Source organism: Nonomuraea sp. NPDC005650, assembly GCF_040605375.1.
Lineage (GTDB): Bacteria > Actinomycetota > Actinomycetes > Streptosporangiales > Streptosporangiaceae > Nonomuraea.
In genome coordinates, this window is the sequence record NZ_JBEXCR010000067.1 from 25,431 (window position 1) to 45,970 (window position 20,540).

The 20,540-nt window shown below is 69.3% G+C and carries 19 protein-coding genes; 13 read left to right on the plus strand and 6 right to left on the minus strand.

The window, feature by feature from the left end:
• Positions 1-164 precede the first annotated feature (164 nt).
• Positions 165-458, plus strand: a complete 294-nt coding sequence (locus tag ABZS69_RS61000) for a hypothetical protein (protein ID WP_355392272.1) — start codon at positions 165-167, stop codon at positions 456-458.
• A 93-nt stretch (positions 459-551) separates the two neighbouring features.
• On the opposite strand, the gene ABZS69_RS61005 is transcribed toward ABZS69_RS61000, so the two are convergent.
• Positions 552-1,262 (minus strand): endonuclease/exonuclease/phosphatase family protein, encoded by a 711-nt coding sequence (locus tag ABZS69_RS61005; protein ID WP_355392275.1) that lies wholly within the window; start codon positions 1,260-1,262, stop codon positions 552-554.
• Between the two features lie 114 nt (positions 1,263-1,376).
• On the opposite strand from ABZS69_RS61005, the gene ABZS69_RS61010 reads away from it, so the two are divergent.
• From ABZS69_RS61010 to ABZS69_RS61055, 10 genes are all read left to right on the plus strand, one after another.
• A complete protein-coding gene (locus tag ABZS69_RS61010) occupies positions 1,377-2,246 on the plus strand; it encodes a glycosyltransferase (RefSeq protein ID WP_355392278.1) in 870 nt (289 codons plus the stop codon).
• A gap of 102 nt (positions 2,247-2,348) precedes the next feature.
• Positions 2,349-3,575, plus strand: a complete 1,227-nt coding sequence (locus ABZS69_RS61015) for an aldehyde dehydrogenase family protein (RefSeq protein ID WP_355392281.1) — start codon at positions 2,349-2,351, stop codon at positions 3,573-3,575.
• Complete coding sequence (locus ABZS69_RS61020; protein WP_355392284.1) at positions 3,572-4,135, plus strand: hypothetical protein; 564 nt, start codon at positions 3,572-3,574, stop codon at positions 4,133-4,135. Before ABZS69_RS61015 ends, ABZS69_RS61020 begins: the two co-directional genes overlap by 4 nt.
• A complete protein-coding gene (locus tag ABZS69_RS61025) occupies positions 4,132-5,796 on the plus strand; it encodes a thiamine pyrophosphate-binding protein (RefSeq protein WP_355392287.1) in 1,665 nt (554 codons plus the stop codon). Before ABZS69_RS61020 ends, ABZS69_RS61025 begins: the two co-directional genes overlap by 4 nt.
• Positions 5,789-7,123, plus strand: a complete 1,335-nt coding sequence (locus ABZS69_RS61030) for an AMP-binding protein (protein WP_355392290.1) — start codon at positions 5,789-5,791, stop codon at positions 7,121-7,123. Before ABZS69_RS61025 ends, ABZS69_RS61030 begins: the two co-directional genes overlap by 8 nt.
• Positions 7,124-7,131: 8 nt before the next feature.
• Positions 7,132-8,289 (plus strand): beta-ketoacyl synthase N-terminal-like domain-containing protein, encoded by a 1,158-nt coding sequence (locus tag ABZS69_RS61035; protein ID WP_355392293.1) that lies wholly within the window; start codon positions 7,132-7,134, stop codon positions 8,287-8,289.
• Positions 8,286-10,340 (plus strand): HAD-IIIC family phosphatase, encoded by a 2,055-nt coding sequence (locus ABZS69_RS61040; protein WP_355392295.1) that lies wholly within the window; start codon positions 8,286-8,288, stop codon positions 10,338-10,340. Before ABZS69_RS61035 ends, ABZS69_RS61040 begins: the two co-directional genes overlap by 4 nt.
• 14 nt (positions 10,341-10,354) lie before the next feature.
• The gene (locus tag ABZS69_RS61045) at positions 10,355-11,326 is read left to right on the plus strand and encodes a ribonucleotide-diphosphate reductase subunit beta (RefSeq protein ID WP_355392298.1); all 972 of its coding nucleotides are present in this window, start codon (positions 10,355-10,357) and stop codon (positions 11,324-11,326) included.
• Positions 11,323-12,102: a glycosyltransferase gene (locus ABZS69_RS61050; RefSeq protein WP_355392301.1), complete on the plus strand. Its 780-nt coding sequence runs from the start codon at positions 11,323-11,325 to the stop codon at positions 12,100-12,102. Before ABZS69_RS61045 ends, ABZS69_RS61050 begins: the two co-directional genes overlap by 4 nt.
• Entirely contained in the window at positions 12,102-13,094 is a 993-nt protein-coding gene (locus ABZS69_RS61055; RefSeq protein ID WP_355392359.1) for a UDP-glucuronic acid decarboxylase family protein, read from the plus strand. The genes ABZS69_RS61050 and ABZS69_RS61055 overlap by 1 nt, the downstream gene beginning before the upstream one ends.
• A 34-nt stretch (positions 13,095-13,128) precedes the next feature.
• On the opposite strand, the gene ABZS69_RS61060 is transcribed toward ABZS69_RS61055, so the two are convergent.
• Complete coding sequence (locus ABZS69_RS61060; RefSeq protein WP_355392304.1) at positions 13,129-14,343, minus strand: hypothetical protein; 1,215 nt, start codon at positions 14,341-14,343, stop codon at positions 13,129-13,131.
• 258 nt (positions 14,344-14,601) lie between these two features.
• Here ABZS69_RS61060 and ABZS69_RS61065 point away from each other — a divergent pair, with 258 nt between their 5' ends.
• Complete coding sequence (locus ABZS69_RS61065; RefSeq protein WP_355392307.1) at positions 14,602-15,837, plus strand: MFS transporter; 1,236 nt, start codon at positions 14,602-14,604, stop codon at positions 15,835-15,837.
• A 93-nt stretch (positions 15,838-15,930) separates the two neighbouring features.
• Here the strand turns inward: ABZS69_RS61065 and ABZS69_RS61070 are convergent, their stop codons facing one another.
• From ABZS69_RS61070 to ABZS69_RS61080, 3 genes are all read right to left on the minus strand, one after another.
• Positions 15,931-16,971, minus strand: a complete 1,041-nt coding sequence (locus tag ABZS69_RS61070) for a BTAD domain-containing putative transcriptional regulator (RefSeq protein ID WP_355392309.1) — start codon at positions 16,969-16,971, stop codon at positions 15,931-15,933.
• A 238-nt stretch (positions 16,972-17,209) separates the two neighbouring features.
• Positions 17,210-17,518 carry a hypothetical protein gene (locus tag ABZS69_RS61075; protein WP_355392312.1) on the minus strand — a complete coding sequence of 103 codons (309 nt, stop codon included), beginning with the start codon at positions 17,516-17,518 and terminating at the stop codon, positions 17,210-17,212.
• Positions 17,515-18,249, minus strand: a complete 735-nt coding sequence (locus ABZS69_RS61080) for an SDR family oxidoreductase (RefSeq protein ID WP_355392315.1) — start codon at positions 18,247-18,249, stop codon at positions 17,515-17,517. Before ABZS69_RS61080 ends, ABZS69_RS61075 begins: the two co-directional genes overlap by 4 nt.
• A 71-nt stretch (positions 18,250-18,320) precedes the next feature.
• Here ABZS69_RS61080 and ABZS69_RS61085 point away from each other — a divergent pair, with 71 nt between their 5' ends.
• Entirely contained in the window at positions 18,321-19,268 is a 948-nt protein-coding gene (locus tag ABZS69_RS61085; RefSeq protein ID WP_355392318.1) for a LysR family transcriptional regulator, read from the plus strand.
• Positions 19,269-19,498: 230 nt separating this feature from the next.
• Here ABZS69_RS61085 and ABZS69_RS61090 read toward each other — a convergent pair whose 3' ends face one another.
• Positions 19,499-20,458, minus strand: a complete 960-nt coding sequence (locus ABZS69_RS61090) for a 2-dehydropantoate 2-reductase N-terminal domain-containing protein (protein WP_355392320.1) — start codon at positions 20,456-20,458, stop codon at positions 19,499-19,501.
• Positions 20,459-20,540 lie beyond the last annotated feature (82 nt).

Below are 20,540 nucleotides of genomic sequence, written 5' to 3' on the forward strand. Positions count from 1 at the left end.
CCGGTAACTCCCCATCGCGGGCGGCGCCACTCAGCACGTCATGTTCACACTGACGTCGCAGGTGCCGCTCGAACGCTGCGAGGTACCAGTCGCCCCTCTCGGACGCGCAGCGCCGAGCGTGCCACCAACGGTCGGCCCGCCCCGTTGCCGAGCGGCACCGCGGTATGCCGCACGAGCAGGCGGGCGCCGCCTACGCCCGCGACCGCCTGACCGCCCGCTCCGCCTGGGCGATCGAGCAGCACGTGGCCGCCAAGCGGTATCTGGTGGCGGTGGGCCCGGCATACCACGACACGCTGAGCCCGGTGTCTGTGGGCTCGCTGGGCGCCCAGGGCGGGCCGATGCCGGGGGAGGAGGTCGCGGCGTTCGAGTCCCACCCGTGGCACGCCGACGCGATCTCACTGCGCCCACCGCCGCTCCGGCCGGTCGCGCAATTCGGAATGCGTATAGCGGAAGTATAGAAGGATTGCGTCGTCACCACATAGTCTCCAGACAACGAATTGTGGCCGGCGAATGATCGAGGCGATATGGACGGTCAGACAAATGCATTCAGATCAGCAGCTGAGCTCCGCCCGAATCGGCAGATGATCCGAGCCGGCGATGTTCAGAACCTCGCCGCGCAAGCTTGAGATATTTCTGTCGATGAGCATGTGATCCAGCTGGACGGCCGGTCGGTGCGCCGGCCAGGTAGCACCGCGAAGAGCGCGCCGATAGCCGACGGCGACCATTGTGGACGGCCAGAACATATTGAGGTCGCCGACGATCAGCGTGGGAATGCTGGATGGCTTGAGTCGCCGCGCCAAGCGCAATAGCTGGGGGACGCTGAATGGCACTCTATACGTTAAGTGGGTGTTGACGATTCGAAGAGGCCTGCCCGTCGGCAAGGAGACGACGATTACCTGGGCGACCCGCACCGCCGCGTCTCTGGGAGCTCTGCCCAGAACGATGATCTCCTTGCTCTCCATCGGCCAGCTGGTAAGCAGGGAAAGGCCCCATCGGCCGCCCTGATGGGGTTCGGCCCCTGAGATTCCAAGGTCGTGCAGAGTGGTGTGCATCAGGTCGTGACCTGCGGCTTCGACGCCCAGGCTCGCGGCCGCGGCCGCGATGGGATCGTCGCCGCCGTCCGGCGTCCAGGTCTCCTGCAGCGCGATGACGTCCGCCTTCAATGAGCGGCACATCTGAATCAGATCGAACGGTTTGCCGTTTCTGTCGTAGCCGCCGTGCACATTGCAGCTGGCCATGGTGAACGAGTGGTCCGATCGCATGAATGTCCTCTGGCGTAAGAAGGGCGCTTCGATTGCGGGTGCCGACGGTAGCGTACCGGCGGCCCGCCGTTCAAGAAAGACGAGTCGCCGAGGAACGAAAAGGTGGGACGTAGCGTGCGAGTGAGTGTCGGAATTTTTGCCCACAATGAAGAGGGCACGATCGGCGAGGTCATCGATGCCTTCCTCGGCCAGCGTACGGAGACCAGTGAAATAGCGGAAGTCATCGTCGTCTGCTGCGCCTGCACCGACAGAACACTCGACATCGTCAAGAAGGTAGCACGGGCCGACGTCCGCGTACGTGTCCTGGAACGCGAACGGCGCGAAGGAAAAGTGGCGGCCATCAACGCTTTTCTGGCCGTGGCCCGGTCCGAGGTCGTCATCGTGTCCGGAGGTGACGTCATTCCTGAGCCGCACCTCGTCGAAAGGCTGGTCCACCCGATACAGGCTGATTCCCGGTGTGCGATGACCGGCGCCAAAGTGGTCAGTCGCGTGGGAAAGCGGACTGTCACGGCGATGCTGCACAAGATGCTCTGGCATCTGCATCACGAGGTGGCCCGGATCGCTCCGAAGCTGGGCGAGACGGTGGCCCTGCGCCGCTCGATGCTCCCCGAACGGTTACCGCCCGGAGTGCACTGCGATGAGGTGCTCATGGAGTCGCTGGTCGTCAGCTGCGGAGGAACGCTGGCATATGTCACGGGGGCGACGGTCTACAACCATCCGCCGAGGCGGCTGGCCGGACTCTACGGTCAGCGGCGGCGTATCGCCTGCCAGCACGCGAACGCCTATTCGCTCCTCCGGTATCGTCCTGCGACCGCCCGCTTGCGCAACATCGTCGCGGCGGTCGCCGTCATCGTCTGCCGGGACAGCCGGTCGTGGCTGTGGCTGATCGGACTGGCGATTCTCGAGGCGATCGCCAAGTTTCACGGCCACCTCGATTTCCGTCTCGGCCACCGCTACCGGGTATGGCGACCGGCCGGCCGATAAGGCCCCGATCGACGCACGCCGCCGCGACCGAAAGCGCCTGGTAGCCACGGCCAGGTCGCACCAGCCCGCCATCACCGGTCCCTCATTCCCGGAGAGTATGGATTGAGCAACAAGCTGCACGATGTCGCTTTCGAGCCACACGACCTGGACCTACCTGTCGAAACCAGCCATGGACTGCCCCTGACCGACCTCGTGGAAGCCGTCCTGGACAGGCGACATGACCTGCTCAGGGTTCTCACGCAGGTCGCGACGTACCAGGCGGCGGAGGACGAGATCTACCGCTCCCTGCGTTCCATCTCCGGAGCCGCCTGGGAGTTACGCCGCTACAACCCGCGCAGCCTCGCGAAGGTCTCGGCCTTCCTGCCCTCCAACAACCTGCTGTACTCCTACGTCCTGCACGGCATCATCCCCGCCTTGTACTCGGCACAGGTGTCCCTGCGTCCCTCGACCCGGGTGGCGGCCGCATCGTTGGCCGTGCACGAAATCCTGCGGCCGCGGCTGAAAGAGCTCGGCCTGCGCATCGTGATGAGGAAGGCCTCACAGCGCGAGTTCGCGGCGGAGTGCGCCACGGGCGATGTCACCCTGTTCAGCGGGCGGCCGGAGAACGCCGGACGCCTGGCCGCCGACCTCCCCGGCGACGTGGTCATGTTGTCCTTCGGCTCCGGGCCGAACCCGATCGTCGTCGGGCCGGAGGCCGATCTGGACGTCGCGGTTCGCGCCATCGTCAGGGCCAGGATGTACAACTCCGGCCAGGACTGTCTGTCGCCCGACATCGTCTTCGTGCACGACCGGGTGCTCGCTGAGATCACCGGCCGCGTCGAGGCGGCGGTCGCGGCGCTGAACGTCGGCGAGCGCAAGTCGCCCAGCACCGACGTGGCCGCCCTGGTCTACCCGGACGCCGCGGCCGGAGCGGAAGCCTTCCTGCGCCGGTACACAAGCTTCGTACGCCATGGAGGGCACGTCCAAACGAGCGCGAACCTCGTCGAACCCACGCTCGTCGTCTTTCCCTGGACCCCCGGCTTCCACCCACCGGAACTCTTCGCCCCCATAGTCCTGATCATGGGCTATCCAGACGGGGCGGCGCTGGAACAGTGGCTCAACACGCGCGTCGAACTGGAGCGCGGCATGTACCTGTCGGTCTTCGGCGAGCCGCACTTCAGCGGGAACCGCGCCGGAACCTGCACCGTCGTCGCCGGAGCCAGCACCTTCGACATGGAGGACGGGAATCAGCCCTTCGGCGGCTACGGCGTCGCCGGAGGCAGCGTGCGCTTCCGCGGCGTGACGGCCGGCCGGCCGCTGCTGCTGTCAGCCGAAATGAGCCTGCGATGACCTATCTGTCGCCACCCAGCCACGCGCCGACCGGCGGCGACTGCGTGCGGGAGGCGTTCCGGCTGCCCCGGCGGCTGGAGCGCGGGCTGGCGCAGGCGGAGGCGAGCTACGCGGTGGCCTGCGCCCTGGACCGGGCACGCCCCGATGACGCGCCGCCGGACCTTCCGATCGTCGTCGCGGCCGGCGGGTACAGCGCCTTCGGCGGGAACAGGTTCGTCGCCCGCCACGACGATCCGGGCATCCGCATGGCTCCGGTCGACTCGACCGCGCTGGAACCGAGCGGAATCCTCCAGGCGTTCATCGCGATGACCGGCTGGGCCGGGCCAAGCCACCTGATCACCTCCGATCACGACGCGCAGGCGCAGGCGCTGGCCTGGGCGCGTGCGACGCTCGCGCTGGGCCACGCCGACACCGTGCTGATCTGCGAGGTCACCGGTGTCGAGCCGCCGGACTTCGGAGCGGTCGCGGCCACCCTGTGGACGAGTCGCCAGCGGGCCGAAGCCGCGCGCCCGTCCGCGGCCTGCGACCACGCTCGCCACGCGCCACCGGAGGCATCATGAGCGGCTCCTTCTCCTGGTGGCGGTTCATCGCCCGAGTTCTCGCGGCCGCCGGCTGCGGCATGGTCACGGGCCTGCCCTCCGATGAGCCCGGCCTGCTCGATGCGGCTGCCGAGGCCGGCGAGCTGCGGGCGATCCCGGTACGGGACCAGCGCGTGGCGGCCTGTGCGGCGATCGGCTACGCGCACGTCTCAGGCCGTCCGGCCGTCGTCGCGCTGAATTCGGGGCCCAGCTTCACCAACGCCCTCACCGGCCTGCTGGAGGCCGCCTCGCTGGGCAGCCCCGTGGTCGTCGTCACCACCCGGATCCCGGCCGGCCGCGTGGGCAGAGGCGGCTTCCAGTACGTCGACCAGCGGACCATGGCCGGGCCTGTCGTCAAGTGGAGCCACACCGTCGAGCGGGCCGACCAGCTCGTCTGGACGTTACGCCGGGCGGTCCACCTCGCCGGAACGGGCCGGCCTGGCGTGACTCTCGTGGAGATCGCCGACGAGGTGCTCAGAGAACCGTCCGCGTGGGCCGAGCCGCCGGTGATGAGGGGCTTGCCCGAGCTCCGCGCCGTCGCCCAGCGTCCGGACGTCGAACGCGCTGCCGTGCTGTTACGCGAGGCGGCTCTGCCCGTCCTGCTGGCCGGAGGCGGTGCCAGGCGCGCCGGCGCAGGCTCGTTGGTCACCCGGCTCGCCGAACTCCTGGCGGCGCCCATGCTCACCACCGCGAGCGGGCGCGGCACGGTGGACGAACGGCATCGGCTGGCGTGCGGCCTGGCGGGGCTTTACGCCGGGCCCGGCGTCCAGGGGTTGCTCGCGGAGGCCGACATGGTCGTGTCGATCGGGTCCCGGCTGGAGGAGACCGCCACCACGGGCTGGTCCGTCCCGCCGCGACTGATCCAGCTCGACTGCGATCCGGCGGCGTACCTGGAAAGTCTCGAACCCGAAGCCTTCCTGCTCGGCGACGCGGCACTGACGCTGGCGGCGCTGGTCGAAGCGCTGAGCGCCGGGCGCCCGCCTGACCGCCGGCCGCGCGAGGCCCGGATCGCGCAGGTCAAGAGCGAGCTGGACGCCCTGGCCGTTCGGCACGAGGACCGGCTGGCGACTCCCAGCGTGATCAGGGCCGCCGTCGCCGCCGCCGGGGACGACGCCATCATCGTTCAGGAGAACGGCTTGCACGACATGTGGGGGTATCACTATCCGATCCTGACGGCCGGCGCGAATCACACCATCGTGGCCCCCGGCGAGCAGACGATGGTCGGTTTCGGGCTGGGCGCCGCCCTCGGCGCCGCGGAGGCCGCGCCGGACAGGCCGGTCCTGCTCATCTGCGGGGACGGCGCCGCGGAGATGAGCGCCGCCGCCCTTCCCACCATCGCCGAGCGTCGCCGCGGTATCACCGTCGTGATGCTGGACAACCGGGGGTTCGGCTGGCCGCGCCTGCTCCGTGGCGGCTCGGCCGCGGGCATCACCGTCTTTCCCGCCGGCACCCACGTCCCCCAGATGGTCGACGGTCTCGGCGGGGTGAGTTTCGCGCCCGCCACCATGGGCGAGCTGAAGGCCGCGCTCGACGCGAGCCGCCAGGCCAACAAGGCGGGCCGGCTGGCACTGATCACCGTCCAGGTGCCGGATGAGCCTCTGCCGCCCGCCGCACTGACAGCCACCGGCGGTCACCATGCCTGACCTGCTGCCGAGCCTGACCATCGACGGCGCCGAGCTGCCACCCCCGGTGCTCGGCAGGGCCGTCGACCGCCTGACGGCGGAGCTGCAGGCGTGCGGAGCCGGACCGGGGCGCCTGGTGATCCTGTCGGATCCCGCCCCCTTGCCGATCGTCGTGGCGACGTTCGCGGCCGGGAATCTCGGGGCGCCGCTGGCGCTGACCTCCGGTTGGTCGGCCGTCAAGCCGCCCGCATGGGCCGAGGTACGCACCGACGGAACCGTTCGGCGCTCACCCTCGTGGCCTCCGGCCCCGCTCGATGCCGACATCGCGCTGGTGCTCTTCACGTCCGGCAGCACGGGCGAACCCCGCGCGGTCGCGCTCAGCCACCGCTCGATCGCCTACCAGGGCCGGGCGACCGCGGACCACCTGCGGATCGGGCCGGACGATCGCCTGATGCTGCCGCTGCCGCTGCACCACGCCTACGGCATGAGCGTGCTGCAGGCCTGCCGCCACGCGGGCGCGCGCCTTTACGTGGAAGGGGCGTTCGGAGCCGGCACCGTGCTGCGCCGGATCGCGGAGGAGCACGTCACCGCCATGGACGGCATCCCCTCCATGTACCGGATTCTCGGCAGGGAGGCCGCTCGCGACGACCGGGTACGCCGCGCCCTGGCGTCCGTGCGGATCAGAGGCTGCGGGGGAGACCTCCTTTCGCCGGTCCTGCGGGAGACGTTCGAGCGGCAGACCGGTGGACGCCTGCACGACGGCTACGGGCTGACCGAGGCAGGCCCGAACGTCGCGATCAACACCCCGCACGACTACCGCGAGGGGACGGTGGGCCGCCCGCTCGCGGGGACCTCGATCCGGGTCACCGCCCGTGAGATCGAGGTCAGCGGCCCCGGCGTCATGCTCGGCCACCTCGACCTGAGCACGGGCAAGATACAGCGCGACGCCTTCACCCGCGACGGCTGGCTACGCACCGGAGACCTCGGCGACATCGACGACGACGGCTTCCTCACCGTTGAAGGACGGAGCAAGAACGTGCTGATCGTGCAGGGTGAGACGGTCGCCCCGGCGGTCCTGGAGGACGTCATGCGCGGCGCCGCCGGCGTCAGCGACGTCGCGGTGGTCGCGGGCGGTGGCGGGGCCAGAGGCGACCGGGTGCTGGTGTTCGCCGAGTGTGAGCCGGCGGCCGACTCCGGCAGCGTGCTCGCCCGCCTGCGTGAGGTGTGCAGGCGGGCACTGCCGCCGCTCCTGCGTCCCGACGAGATCCATTTCGTGGACGGCCTCCCGCGGACGGCGTCGGGAAAGCTGGACCGAATCGCCCTGGAGACCCTGGCGGCCCGGCGATGACCCGAGTGATGATCACTGGCCTGGGCATCGTGAGCCCGTACGGGGCAGGGTTCTCTCCCTACTGGGACGGCCTGATGAGCGGGCGGAGCGCGATCACGTCCTTTCGCGCCTCGGAGCGGCTGGCGATCCTGGGACCCGGCATGGGCGGGGTGGTCGGCGACCGGATCTGCGCCGAACCGGTCGGCCGGCGAAAAACCTGGATGGCCAGAACCGCCTTCGCCGAGGCGCTGTGCTGCGCCGGGATGGAATCCGTGCCCGACGACGCGCTGATCGTCGTCGCCTCCCAGGTGCCGCGTTCGGCCGGGCCGCAGGAGTTCGCCCGCGAGTTCGAGAGCCCTGACCTCACCGGCAGCGCCGGGGCGTCGGTCCCGGTCGTGCACGTGCCGCACGCCTGCGCCTCGGCCGCTTTCGCCACCGCCTACGCCTTCGACCTGTTGCGGGCGGGAGAGGCGGACGTCGCGTTCGTCGTCGGCGTCGTCGCGCTGAATCCGTACGATCTGGCCAGCATGGGGCTGGTCCGGGCCCTCAGCGATCGGCCCGCCCGCCCGTTCGACACCGGCAGAGACGGGATCAGTCTCGGTGAGGGCGGTGGCGTCGTCGTCCTGGAGACCGAACAGGCGGCGACCCGCAGAGGCCGACGGCCGCGGATCGAGCTCAGGGCGGCCTCGACGCTGCTGGGCGGCGAGAACGTGGCCGCCTCCGACACCGACCTGATCGAACGCTGCGCCTTGACCGCCCTTGAAAGAGCCGGCGATTGCCCGATCGACTACGTGCAGGCGCACGCCACCGGCACCCCGCAAGGGGACGAGGCCGAGGCGATGGCGGTCGACCGCGTGGCCAGGCGGCTCGGCTGGCCACGGGGAGTGCCGATGAGCTCGCACAAGGGGGCCATCGGTCATCTCCTGCACGCCTCGACGGTGCCGTCGATCGCCGCGGCCATCGGATTCCTCATCACCGCGACCGTTCCGGGGACCGCCGGCCTGACGAACCCGATCCCGCTGGAGCGCATCCACCTGCCCGCGGCGTCCGGACCGAGCGGCTTTGCCAGGAACGCGCTCGTCAACAGTTTCGGGTTCTACGGCAACCATGCCTCTCTGGTCATCTCACGTCACGACCAGCAACCCACACCACAGGGGGTGACGTCACGGTGGGCGTTTACAGAGTGAGCAGGTTCGCTCACCTGACGCGGCTGAACGATGCCGCGTTCCTCACCCACGGCCTGACCGGTGCGCGCGTGGCGATGGCCGCCGACCTCGCGGCGGCCGTGGCGGAGCTGCGCGATCAGCCTTTCACCGAGGAGGAGTTCGGCGAACGGGCCCACGGCGGCACGCTCCTGCTCAACGCGCTGAGATCGCGGCAGCTGATCGTCGAGGCCGGCTGCGACGAGCTCGCCGAGGCCGAGCGGTACGCCGGGCTCGCCGACACCTCGCACGCCTCATCCGGCTCCGGCGCCCCTCCCGACCGGGCCGCGTTCTGGGGCGGCCATCGGTATGGAGCCGAGCCCGGCCGGACGGCCGGACGGCCCCTGCGCGTCGTGGCCGTCGGCGGCTGTGTGCTCGACTTCGCCCGCGACGAGCTGCTGACAGCGGGCGACCGGCGCGGATGGGAGGTCGAGCTGTCGACCCACTGGCCGGAGAGCCCACGCGGGCTGACCGCGCTGCTGCCGCCGGGCCGGGTCGATCTGGCCATCCTGCACCTGCCGATCTATCCCAACCTCACCCGCGTCCTGGACGCCGGCGCTCTGGCCAAGGGCGAGGAACGGCGCTCCGGCGTCGCCTACCTCAAACGGCTCTACACGCAGTGGGTACGTTCATTCGCCGCCGCGCTTCCCGACGGCTGCGTCGGTGTCGTCCACAACGTCGCCCCCACGGCCCTGTCACCCTTCGGCCGCTACGAGCACCGCGTGGACTACAACACCCGTGCCGTCCTCGCCGATCTCAACGGCCACGTCGACGAGCTCGTCCGCGACCACCCCGGCCTGATGCTCCTGGACGAGGAGCGGCTCGCCGTCCGGCATGGCGCGCTGGCGCTCTTCGACGACCACCTGCTTCCCTTCGGCCATCACGGCGGCAACCTCGACCCCCGGGTGGACGTCCCGCACCAGCTGCCGCTCTACAGCCGGGTTCTCGCCACCGAATACCTCGACCTGTACGACAGCGCCACCCGGCAGGGCGAGATCAAGTGCATCGTCACGGACCTCGACGGCACCCTGTGGCCCGGGATAGCGGCCGACGACGGCTTCGGCTGGACCGACATGGACCGGACCAGCACCTGGATGGCGCTCGGCCTGCATCAGGCGCTGCTGCTGCTCAAATCACGCGGGCTGCTCCTGGCCACCTGCAGCAAGGGCACCGCGGAGCACACGCTGCGGGTGTGGGAGTCCTCCTCTCACCCCCTGACCGCCCGCCCCGAGGACTTCGTCCTCCACCGCATCAACTGGAGACGCAAGCCGGACAACCTCCAGGACATCGCCGAAACCCTCCGATTCCCGCTCAGCGCCCTGGTCTTCCTCGACGACAACCCGGTCGAACGGCTCGAAGTGGCGCGGGCGCTGCCCGAGGTGCGGGTGATCGACGCCGCCCCGTACGAGTTCCGCCGGATCCTGCTGTCCATGCCCGAGCTGGACCGGCCGGTGGCCGGCGTGGAGGCCGCCTCCCGTACCGAGACCACCCGCTCGATGCTGGCCCGCGGCGACCTCGCCGGGCGCCTGGACCCGGCGGACCTCATCACGGAGCTGCTCGTCGAAGTCGAGATGGCACAGGCCGGGCCCGACCACCTGGCCCGGATCACCGAGCTTTTCCAGCGGACCAACCAGTACACCACGACCGCCTGGCGTCCCAGCCTCGCCGAGATGCGGCGCTACCTTCAGGCGCCCGGCCGCGGCGTCCAGGTGTGCCGGGTCAGGGACAGGTTCGCCGACTACGGCATCGTCGGCGCGGTGGCGTTCGACGGAGAGACGGTCGACTGCCTGGCGGTGAGCTGCCGCGTCGTGGGCCTCCAGATCGGTCCCGTCCTGTTGGCGGCCGCCATTGAGCGAGCCGGGCTGGCGGACCGCCGCCCCACCGGGCGCATCGTGCCGACCGGACGCAACGAGCCGGCGCTGAACCTGTACGCCGAGGCGGGCTTCACCGACCTCGGCGACGGCGCCTTCCGCCTGGAATCGGCCGACGACCTGCGTACGAGCGACCAATGGCCACACCACGTCAAGCACTGCTGAGATCAGGGGACGACATGTCACGCTGGAGCACGTTGCTCATGGACCACGCCCGGCTCGGCGAGCTGGGCCGGCTGCCGAGCGACCAGATCGCCTCACACGCCGATCAGGTGATCCTCACCCGGCCGTCCAGCCGATCGTTGTACCGGCGCTGGGAACAGCAGCAGTGGTCGGCCGAGGAGGTGGTGCTCGACCGCGATCTGAGCGCCTGGAAACGGCTGCCCGCCGGGGTCAGAGGCCGGTTGGAGAAACTGCTGATCAATTTCCTGGTGGGCGAGTACACCGGGCTGGACCTGCTCAGCCCGCTGCTCCTGGCCTGCCCGGACGAGGACTCCCTGGTGTACCTCGGCACGCAGCTCGCCGACGAGTCCCGGCACACCCGTCTGATGCAGCGCCTCGCGACCGAGCTGCTCGGCCTGCCGGACGATCTGGAGAAGGCGCTGCCCGCGGCGTGGGAGAAGATCACGCCTGCCCAGCACGAGCTGAGCGTCATCGAACGTGACCTGATCAGCAGGCTCAACACAGCCAGGCCCTCCTACGTGGACTGGATCCGGGCCGTCACCGTCTTCCACCTGGTCACCGAGAGCGTGCTGGCGTTGCACGCCCAGCGGACCCTGGTGGCCTCGCTGCGGCCCGGCGGAATGCTCCCCGGCCTGCGCGCGGGCTTCGTCGCCATGACCCGCGACGAGTCCCGGCACGTGGCCTACGGCATGCAGGCACTGCGGCAGGGGCTCGTCGAGGGGCAGGAGGAGGCCATCGTCGACGTGCTGGCCACGACGCTCCCGCTCGCGGTGCTCGTCGAACTGGACAAGGACCCGTCCGCCGCCGAGGTCGCGCAGGTCCGCCTGGTCGCCGGAGCGCTCAAAGCGGAGGGTGTACGGCGGATGCATCAGCTCGGCATCTCCGCCTCCGCTCAGGAACATGTGGTGCAGGCCATGGACCGAGCCATCGACGGCCTGGCCGACGCTCAGGTGAGGAGTCAGTCGTGAACAACACCCTGGTCTCGGTCGTGACCCTCACTCATGCCCGCCCTGAGGCCCTGCTGCGCGCCTGCGCCTCGGTGGCTGCTCAGCAGGACGTGGACGTGGAACACATCATCATCGGCGACGACGCCGGCTACCTGAACGATCCGGACTATGTGCGGCGGCTGAGCCGTCAGCATGGCCGGACCATCGTCAAGAACGTCCCGCGAGAGGCCGGGCACGCCGACGAGTACCTTTCGGCGAGAGTGGGCCGGCTCCGCAACCTCGGCATCGACCTCGCCGGCGGCGAGTTCGTGGCCCAGCTCGACGACGACAACGCCTACGATCCTGAGCATCTCAGCTCTCTCGTCACGCTGCTGCGCGACAACCCGGCCGCCGAGGTCGCGCACAGCTGGCGCCGCCTCGTCGACAAGAACGGGGCGAGCTACGTCCCCGACCTGGTCGACCCGTGGCATCCTTTCCCCGCTCATCGGGCCGCATCGTATGAGTCGCTGGAGGCGGCAGGCGTCTTCGAACGCGGATCGAGCGTGGTACGGGACCGGTTGTGGGCGGGTGACCGTCTCATCGGCCGGATCGACACCAGCGAATTCCTGGTCCGCAGGGCATTTCACGCCGAGATGAGGTTCGCCGAGACCTTCTCGGCGGCCCGCCGCAAGCTTCAGTGGAGCGAGGACTACGCCTTCGCCATCGAACTGGCACGCAGGAAGGTGGACGTGGTCTGCAGCCACCGGCCGACCGTCATCTACACGATGGGCGGCTACTCGAACGTGGAGACGGCGTGATGGCGACGCCGAGGCGGCGGGTGGTGATCCTCGGCGGCGCCGGCTTCATCGGCTCGCATCTCTGCGACCACTTCCTCGCACAAGGCTCCGTCGTGGTGTGCGTCGACAACTACCTCACGGGCGCCGCCCGCAACATCGCACACCTGCTGGGACGGCCCGACTTCGAGCACATCGAGACCGACATCAGCGAGGGGCTCGCCGTCGAAGGCGACGTGGACGCCGTGCTGCACTTCGCCTCACCGGCCTCGCCGGCCGATTACCGGCGCTTTCCGATCGAGACCTTGCGCGCCGGTTCGCTGGGAACCTTCAACGCGCTCGCGCTGAGCCAGGCCAAGAACGCCCGGTTCGTACTGGCCTCCACCTCCGAGGTCTATGGAGACCCGCAGGTGCATCCGCAGGCCGAGGCGTACTGGGGCAACGTCAACCCGGTCGGGCCGCGCTCCTGCTACGACGAGGCCAAACGCTTTGCCGAAGCCCTCACCTGGTCGTACGCGAGACAACACCAGTTGAGCACCTGCATCATCCGGATCTTCAACACCTTCGGACCGCGGATGCGGGCCGGAGACGGCCGCGTGATCCCGAACTTCATCGACCAGGCGCTGAGCGACCGGCCGCTGACCATCGCCGGCGACGGCACTCAGACCCGGTCCTTCTGTTACGTGGACGATCTCGTCGACGGCGTGTCCAAGGCGACGGCGGCCGACATCGCCGGCCCCGTCAACCTCGGCAACCCGGTGGAGCACACCGTGCGAGAACTGGCCGATCTGGTCCGGGCCCAGATCGTGTCGGACGCCGCCATCGCGTACTACCCCCTCCCGCAGGACGACCCGCAGATCCGGTGCCCGGACATCTCCCGCGCCCGCCGGCAGCTCGGCTGGAGCCCCGCCGTCACGCTCGCCGAGGGATTGCGCAGAACCATCGAGTGGACTCTGACGGCGGAAGACTCCGTTCAGCGGGAGTCGCAGCAAGTCCCGTCCTCAGGACGGCATTAGGACCGCCGTGGACGGAAAGAGGTGTGAGATCTTTTCACTGTGCCATGCTCATCCCGGCGGCTGCCAGGCAAGCGCTGACCGGTGCGGACACGTCGGCGGCAGCATGCTCGGCGACCGCCGCCAGTCTGACGGCGAACCGCGCCGCGGAGGAGTGGATCAGCGCTTCGTCCGCGCTGAGCGCGATCTCGATGGTCTGCTCGTTCCCGCTCAGGTAGCACTCGAAGATGAAGCGCATGTTCTTGGGGATCGTGCATTCCTTCGAGTCGAGGATCAGGAACCCGTCCCCGGGCGGTTCAGGGCAGCCGAGTATGGTGTCCTCACCGTTCATGGCCATGTAGTTGAACAGGCAGAACCCGTCGGCCTCGCCCCACGGCCCGGCGAGCTCGGCCTCCAGGGGAGGAACCGTACGGGGATCGTGCTCGGCATGCCGGTACCCGCGCAGCGACGCGGTCCAGCCCAGGCTGATCAGCTCCGCGACCGTGCAGTCGCCGGGAAGGTCCAGGCTCATGACGGTCGTCAGGTTCTGCGGGGCGACGAAGGTCGTGCCCCGCAGCCGCTGCCGCCGTGCGCACAGCGACTTCATCATCACCCGCCGCTCGGCGGCGTGCGCGCCCAGCAGGAGCATCACCAAGGTCGACAGCACCGCGGGGACCGACGCCTGACACTGTCGCGCGAGCCGGTGCACGTGGCCGGCCAGTGCGGGGGAGACGACGGTCGCGTAGGAGGCCCGCATCCGGGATCGGGGCCGGTCCGTCGCCACGAACGCGCGCGGGGCCTCCCGCAGCACCTTCGCGAAGTAGGCCGCGGACGCCTCCACCGCCCTGCGCGAGCCCTTGGCCCCCTCCGCGGCGGCCTGCTGGCGCGGCTGCCACACCGGCTTGAGGCGCGGGGTCCCGCCCTTCATCCGGGCGCTAAGAGCGGTGAAGAACTCCTCGCGCAGGTCTCCGAAGCCCACGAAGTCCGCGCACATGTGAGGGATGGCGACAAGCACCGCCTCGACGGCCTGTGGGGTTCCGACCAGGACCACTTTGAGGGGTGCGGGGTCCAGTGGGTCGTACCGTGACGCGATGTTCGCACGGGGGTCGGCGAACAGCTCCTCGGCCGTGGCCCAGTCGCCGGGGACCCATACGGTCGACCACTTCGCGCCGGGCAGCACCTGCTGGCGTACCCGGTCGCTCGGCGCCGTCGTGACGCCTTCGGAACCGGAAAAATCTCCGAAGATCGTACGTAAGGACTCGTGTCGGATCACCAATGCGGCCAGGACCTCTTTAACGTCGTCCGCCGGGACGGGAGGCGTCAGACGCCATGAATCATAAAGAAAGGCACTCGCCATGTCGAAGCCATTGTTCTCGAGGTGCGTATATTGCGCCCACTGAGCCCATGTAAGTGGCGTGGATTGCATCTGGCCTCCTGATCGTCGGACGTCCGGTCATCGTGACACGAGAATCTAACTCGGGTCAACAAGTCGATTGTTCCTGCTTTTTTGATACTTCCGCATGGAGAATTAATGAAAAGAAAAGCCATGAAGCGCGGCTACGGCGCTCTCCTGTGGAGCCTGTTCCTGGTGGACCTGGGCGGCGCCATGGTGAACATCGCCCTGCCGCTGCTGCTGGCCCAGGAGTACGGAGTGACCTTCGCCGTCGGGCTCACGTTCGCGGCCGGGATCCTGCCCCGGATCGTTGCTTCGCCGTTCGTCGGAAGCCTGCTGGTACGTTTCGACCCGCGCCCGATCGCCGTCATCAGCGCCCTGCTGACGGCGCCACTGGTCGCGCTCCTGCCGTTGACGCATTCCCTCTGGCAGTTCCAGGTGCTCAATCTGACGATCGGGATCGTAGGCGCGCTGGCAGGTCCCTCCCGCCTGGCCCTGCGCCCGCTGACCATCGAGGAGGGCGAGGAGCTGCGCGGGAACGGCCTGCTGGTGGCCGCGGAACGGGTTCCGGTGGTGCTGGGACCGGCGCTGGTGGGGGGCGTCGCGGCGGCCGGCCTGGACCTGCGCTGGACGTTCTGGTTCCCCGTCGTCCTGGCCGTGATCGCGGCGCTGCTCATCTTCCGGATCCCGTCGAGCGCCCAGGAGCGTGAGCCGTCGGAGGCGGGCAAGGGCTTCGTACGGCTGATCGCCGAACACACCCGCCTCCTTCTCGACCTGGCGGTCAAGGACTCCTTCATCCGCGGCCTGACGCTGACCGGGTTCACTTACGTCGCCGCGGTGAGCGTGGGACGGCTCGTCCTGCTCGGCCTCAGTCAGGAGCGCTTCACCGACGCCCCAGGCGTCTACGGCTGGCTGCTCGGCGCCATGTCGCTCGGGGCGATCGTGGGCGGCGCGCTCAGCGGACGCCTCAGCCGTTTCCACTGCGGAACCCTTTACCTCGTGGGCAACGTGGCCGAGGCGATCGCCTGGCTCGGCCTGATCGTCGTCCACGACAAAATCGTCAGCATCGTGATCCTCTTCCTCGCCGGGGTACTCGAAGCGATCGCCACGGTGGTCTTCTTCGCGGAGGTGCAGCGCCGCGTGGACGCGAAGCTGGTCGGGTACTACTACGCGGCGCTCATGCCGGTCATCGACGCCTTCGGCATGCTCGGCTTCGTGCTGGGAGGGGCGCTCGCCCCGCTCGGCACGACGTTCTCCACGCTGTTCGTGGCGGCCCTGATGGGCCTTCCGGTTCTCCTGACGGCGCGCTGGTACTACACGGACGGCAAGCCGGCGCAGCAGGCGAAGGTGGCCGGTGCCTCGTCACCGACCTAGCCGGCTCGTGGTCCGGGCCGGATCAGCCGCCTCGCCTTGGGGCGCCTTGGCCACGAGACGCTGAGACATGCCGCCTGAGACCGGTGCCCGCGTTCACGAAGGAAGGCGCTCTTCTCCCAGTACGTGCATCTGCGCGCGGCGCAGTTCGTCTCCCGGGCCGATGCCGCTTTCCGCACGCAACCGCCGGTCGACCACGACGAACAGGTCCAGGGCCTCTGCCCGCCGGCCCGATCCGGCCAGCGCGGTGATAAGGCGGGCGTGCAGCCCTTCGTGCAGAGGCTCATGACGTGCGATCGGGCTCAGCTGGATCAGCGCCTTCTCGTACTGGCCCTGCGCGAGCGCGAGGTCGGAAAGCCGCAGCGCGAAATTGACCCGGCGGCGTGAGCGCTCCACGGCAAGCGGGTGCTGCTGAAGCGCTCGGGGCAGGCCCTCCAACAGCTGCCCGCGCCACAGGCGCAGCGCGTCACCGAGCAGGCTGTGTTCGACGACGGGGTCGCAGCCGACCTGGTTCTCCTCGATCGCCCGGGTGAAGCGGTCGAACTCCAAGACATCGAGACGACCGGCATCGTCGACCTGAAGCTCATATCCTTTTCCGCGTCGCACCACCGACATGCGGCCGGCGCCTGGAACGGGATGCGCTTCGAGCATCACCCGGATACGCGAGATGTAGGTGTGAACCAGTTGCTCGAAGGAGTCCGGCAGCCCGTCCCCCCACAGCAGATCGGTGATCTCGTCACGCTCGACGACCGTATTGGGCTGCAAAGCCAGCAGGCCGAGCAGGCACTGCTGCTTCGGGGTCCCGGTAGGCAGCGCGACCTCACCGCGTGAGGCCGAGAGGCAGCCCAGAATCCGCAGCACGATCGGCTCGCTCTGATAGGAAGGCACCGTCTCGCCGTTCGGCACGCCGCCTGCCCATAAGAGTAACTTCCGGTCCTGCAGAGCCCGCGCAATTCTGCCCAGCGACTCGGGCATGAGGTACAGGACCCTCCCGCGCTCGATCTCCTGCAGAGTACGCAGATCGACTCCCGATTTTTCCGCGAGGTCCCGCTGACTTACTCCGCGTCTCGCCCGGGCGGTGCGCACGATGTCCGCCACCGTGAGCCGTCTTGAGGTTGAAGAGTTAATGCGCTTCATTTATCTCCGCATCGTCCGCTCCGACTGTTCGAAGCCATCAGGATTGTTCCCAGGCGCTTCGAACCGACCATCAACCCTTGTTGTCACGCACAGCGAGGACCCAGGGTGCGCTCATCCTGGGCCTCTCCTGGACCTTGAGTACCATTTGCAGAAAGCGCATCGAACCTTCCTTCCCGTCGGACAGGCAGGTCGGCGCCCGCCACTCGCCACAGCCTGTGCCAGGGGTCTAAGCGATTTCTCAACGAAGTCTCAACGCCCTCCAGAAGGAAGGAAATGCGATCGCGCACCCCTTCTTGCACGGGGGTCGCAGACGGCGGCGGTTCGGCTTCCACTCAACCGTCCGCCCGTTCTTGAAGCTGCTGGGCGAGTCGAAGGCCCTGGGCGCGGCGGCCTGCGGCCGCAAGGTCCTGGCCGCGGTGCCCAGGCTGCCGGAGCCGGCGCCGAACCGGCCGGGCACGTCCGCCTCGGCTACGCCCGGACCTCGACCGCCCGGCAGTCCCTCGACGCGCAGCTCGACTCCCTCGCCGAGGCCGGAGTATGGTCTCACCAGGGAATCGGCCCGTCCTCGGCCAGAAAGGCGCCCGTCGGACCGCCCTCGCCCGCCGTCGCCAGGTCAACCGCGACGGCCGCGCCCTGCTTCGCCGCGCGTATCCCGGTGTGGCGGTTGAGGTCGGTCGCGCAGTAGCCGGGACTCACCGCGTTGACCAGGATCCCTTCGGCGCGCAGTTCATTGGCGTAGAGCACGGTGATCGCGTTCAGCGCGCTCTTCGAGGTGCAGTAAGGGAGGAGAATCGAGGAGTAGGCGGACCACGGGCTGCCCGGGTCGGCCAGGTGGGTGAGGGAGCCGAGTTCGCTGGACATGTTGACGATGCGTGCGGCGGCGGAGCGGCGTAGCAGGGGGAGCATGGCGTGGGTCACCGCGATGACGCCGAACACGTTGGTCTCGTAGACCTGCCGGACGGTAGCGGCTGGGGTTTCACTCGGTTTTTGCGGTCCGGCGGCGATCGCGGCGTTGTTGACGAGGACGTCGAGGCGGCCGAACGTGGCGTCGATGTGCTTGGCGGCGGCCTGGACCGAGATCTCGTCGGTGACGTCCAGCGGAACGAACCGTACGTCGGCGCCGCCCACGCGAAGCTCCTCGGCCGCCGCCTCGCCACGCTCGGCGTTGCGGGCGCCGATCAGCACGGTGATGCCGAGGGCTGCGAGCCTGCGCGCCGTTTCCTTGCCGATGCCCTTGTTCGCGCCGGTGACCAGAGCAGTCTTCTGCGAAGTCGTCATGGCACCCAGCCTCCCCTCACCCACGGGCGGCAGGGAAAGACCAGACGACTCTGGATCTATAGTCCACAGATATGAGTGAGCTAGAGGTGCGGGAGCTGAGGTACTTCATCGCGGTCGCCGAGGAGCTGAACTTCAGCCGGGCCGCGCAACGCCTGGGGATGGCGCAGCCCCCGCTGTCGAAGGCGATCGCTCAGATGGAGTCCCGGCTCGGTGTACGCCTGCTGGAGCGCACCACCCGGAAGGTGAGCCTGACCAACGCCGGTCAGGTGCTGTTCGACCAGGCCCGGATCGCGGTCGACGCGGTGCACGCGGCGGCCCGGCGAGCACGCCGGGCCGGTCAGCCGACACCCCAGCTCGTCGTGGCGGTCAAACCGGGAGGCGATGCCGGGCTGCTGCGGGAGATCCTCGCCGCCTACCGGGGAACGGGTTCGCATCTGCCGCCGCCTGAAGTCGTCATCGGCGGCAGCGGAGAGCCGATCGCCATGTTGCGGGACGGCCGTGCCGACGTAGCGCTGCTGCGCAGCCCGTTCGACGGTCAAGGGCTGGATTCCCAGACACTCGTGGTCGAGCCGCGACTGGCCGTCCTCCCCGCCGCGCACCGCCTGGCCGGACGCCGGCGACTGCGGCTGACCGACCTCAAGGGCGAACCGATCCCACGCTGGAAAGGGGCCGCCCCCTCCACCACCGCCTACTACACAGGATGCGACGGAGCGGAAGCAGGCGATGGCCACACAGGCTCGGCGCCGGCCGACACTCCTGAGGGGCCGCTCGTGGCCAGCGTCGAGCAACTCCTGGAGGTGGTCGCGCTGGGCCAGGCGGTGGCGTTCCTGTCGCTCTCCACCACCAAGCGGCACCAGCGCCCGGACATCGCATACCGGCCGGTCACCGGCCTCAGCCCCAGCGCGGTCATGGTCGCCTGGCCGGAGACCTCGCGATCCGCAGCCGTCGCCGCCTTCGTCCAGGCCGCCCACGACGTCGCCGCCCACCACCCCGACCACATGACGGCACTGGCCTACTGACCGGGGGCACTCACCCCTCGCCATGACGATCACCGCAGGACCGAAAGGCCAGCACCCCCTCACCCGCCATGCGCATGCCGCGTCAGCACGATCAACAGGCAGCGATGGATGTTCCGTTGATCCCCAAGGCCGGAGATGCACCCGGCGTGGGGCGAGGTCGTCGACGTTCCTACCCCTCGTCGCCAAGGGATGATCACAGCGCAACTGCGGGGAGTCTCGTACCCGCTCACTCAGCCTGTCACCTCGCGGGCGAAGCTCGGTTCCGCCGCCTCCAGTCGCGGTACCGCGACCCTCAACCGGCGTGCTTCCGCCAGGGTGTCTCGGCAGACCTCACGCGGCTCCTCGGCGTCGGGGTCGGAGTGCGCCGCGAAATTCACGCGCAGCGGCGTGACATGAGCAGTCAGCCAGGCGAGCACGGGGGCCATCAGCCAGGTGGGCGCCCGGAACGGCAGCACACCGCCCCGGTGACGTCGCAGGTCAAGGCCGCGCGCCTGGAGAAGCGGCAGCAGTTCGCGGCCGGCCAGCAGCGCCTCGCGCAGGTCGCCCGTTGCCCCGGCCAGTTGGGACAGGGATCCCAGCCGCAGGCCCTGCGAGAACATGCCGGCATCCGACACGAAATGGACCCACAGCCAGCCGCGGAAGTCAGGCCGCTCCTTGATCCGGAGCCCGGCCTCGCGAAACGCCTGGCGCACGGCCCGTTCCCGGTCGGTCGGGGGCCGATCGAGTGTGCCGAAGATGACCGACGGCAGCAGTGCCCCGTGGAGTACGCCGTCCGCGCCGAAACCGCCACCGGCTTGGGGAAAGCCCCAGGCGATCTGGTCGACAGGAAGTGCGCCGATCGCGGCCAGCGGCTCGGTCCAGATGTTGCCGAAGACCAGCACCGTGGCCTGGCCGACACGCGGGGACAGGAAGGCCGCCGCCTCCGCGAGGCGGTGGTGGGGCACGCTGAGCACGATCAGGTCGAAGTCGTGGTCCGGCTCCAGCGCCTCGCGGTAGCGCACCGGCCACTTCTCGACGACACGCCACCCCCACACCCGCCGCCGCGTATCGAACAGGTCGAGGTCCACCGCGTCCCCGTACGTCGCCGCACGGCCCGGCCGGACGTAGAACTCGACGTCATGCCCGGCCCGTTCCAGGGCCCAGCCGTACATGGTGGCGATCACGCCTCGGCCGAACATCAGGATCTTCACACTGCACCTCGTGGGGTACGATCGATCTGGAGGTTATCTCCACTTTCCAAAATATGGAGGTCATCTCCACTTGTCAACGCGA

Coding starts and splice junctions, on each gene's coding strand:
- ABZS69_RS61000 (WP_355392272.1), top strand. CDS start 165: ATGCCGCACGAGCAGGCGGGCGCCGCCTACGCCCGCGACCGCCTGACC.
- ABZS69_RS61005 (WP_355392275.1), bottom strand. CDS start 1,262: ATGCGATCGGACCACTCGTTCACCATGGCCAGCTGCAATGTGCACGGC.
- ABZS69_RS61020 (WP_355392284.1), top strand. CDS start 3,572: ATGACCTATCTGTCGCCACCCAGCCACGCGCCGACCGGCGGCGACTGC.
- ABZS69_RS61025 (WP_355392287.1), top strand. CDS start 4,132: ATGAGCGGCTCCTTCTCCTGGTGGCGGTTCATCGCCCGAGTTCTCGCG.
- ABZS69_RS61030 (WP_355392290.1), top strand. CDS start 5,789: ATGCCTGACCTGCTGCCGAGCCTGACCATCGACGGCGCCGAGCTGCCA.
- ABZS69_RS61035 (WP_355392293.1), top strand. CDS start 7,132: ATGATCACTGGCCTGGGCATCGTGAGCCCGTACGGGGCAGGGTTCTCT.
- ABZS69_RS61045 (WP_355392298.1), top strand. CDS start 10,355: ATGTCACGCTGGAGCACGTTGCTCATGGACCACGCCCGGCTCGGCGAG.
- ABZS69_RS61055 (WP_355392359.1), top strand. CDS start 12,102: ATGGCGACGCCGAGGCGGCGGGTGGTGATCCTCGGCGGCGCCGGCTTC.
- ABZS69_RS61065 (WP_355392307.1), top strand. CDS start 14,602: ATGAAAAGAAAAGCCATGAAGCGCGGCTACGGCGCTCTCCTGTGGAGC.
- ABZS69_RS61070 (WP_355392309.1), bottom strand. CDS start 16,971: ATGAAGCGCATTAACTCTTCAACCTCAAGACGGCTCACGGTGGCGGAC.
- ABZS69_RS61080 (WP_355392315.1), bottom strand. CDS start 18,249: ATGACGACTTCGCAGAAGACTGCTCTGGTCACCGGCGCGAACAAGGGC.
- ABZS69_RS61085 (WP_355392318.1), top strand. CDS start 18,321: ATGAGTGAGCTAGAGGTGCGGGAGCTGAGGTACTTCATCGCGGTCGCC.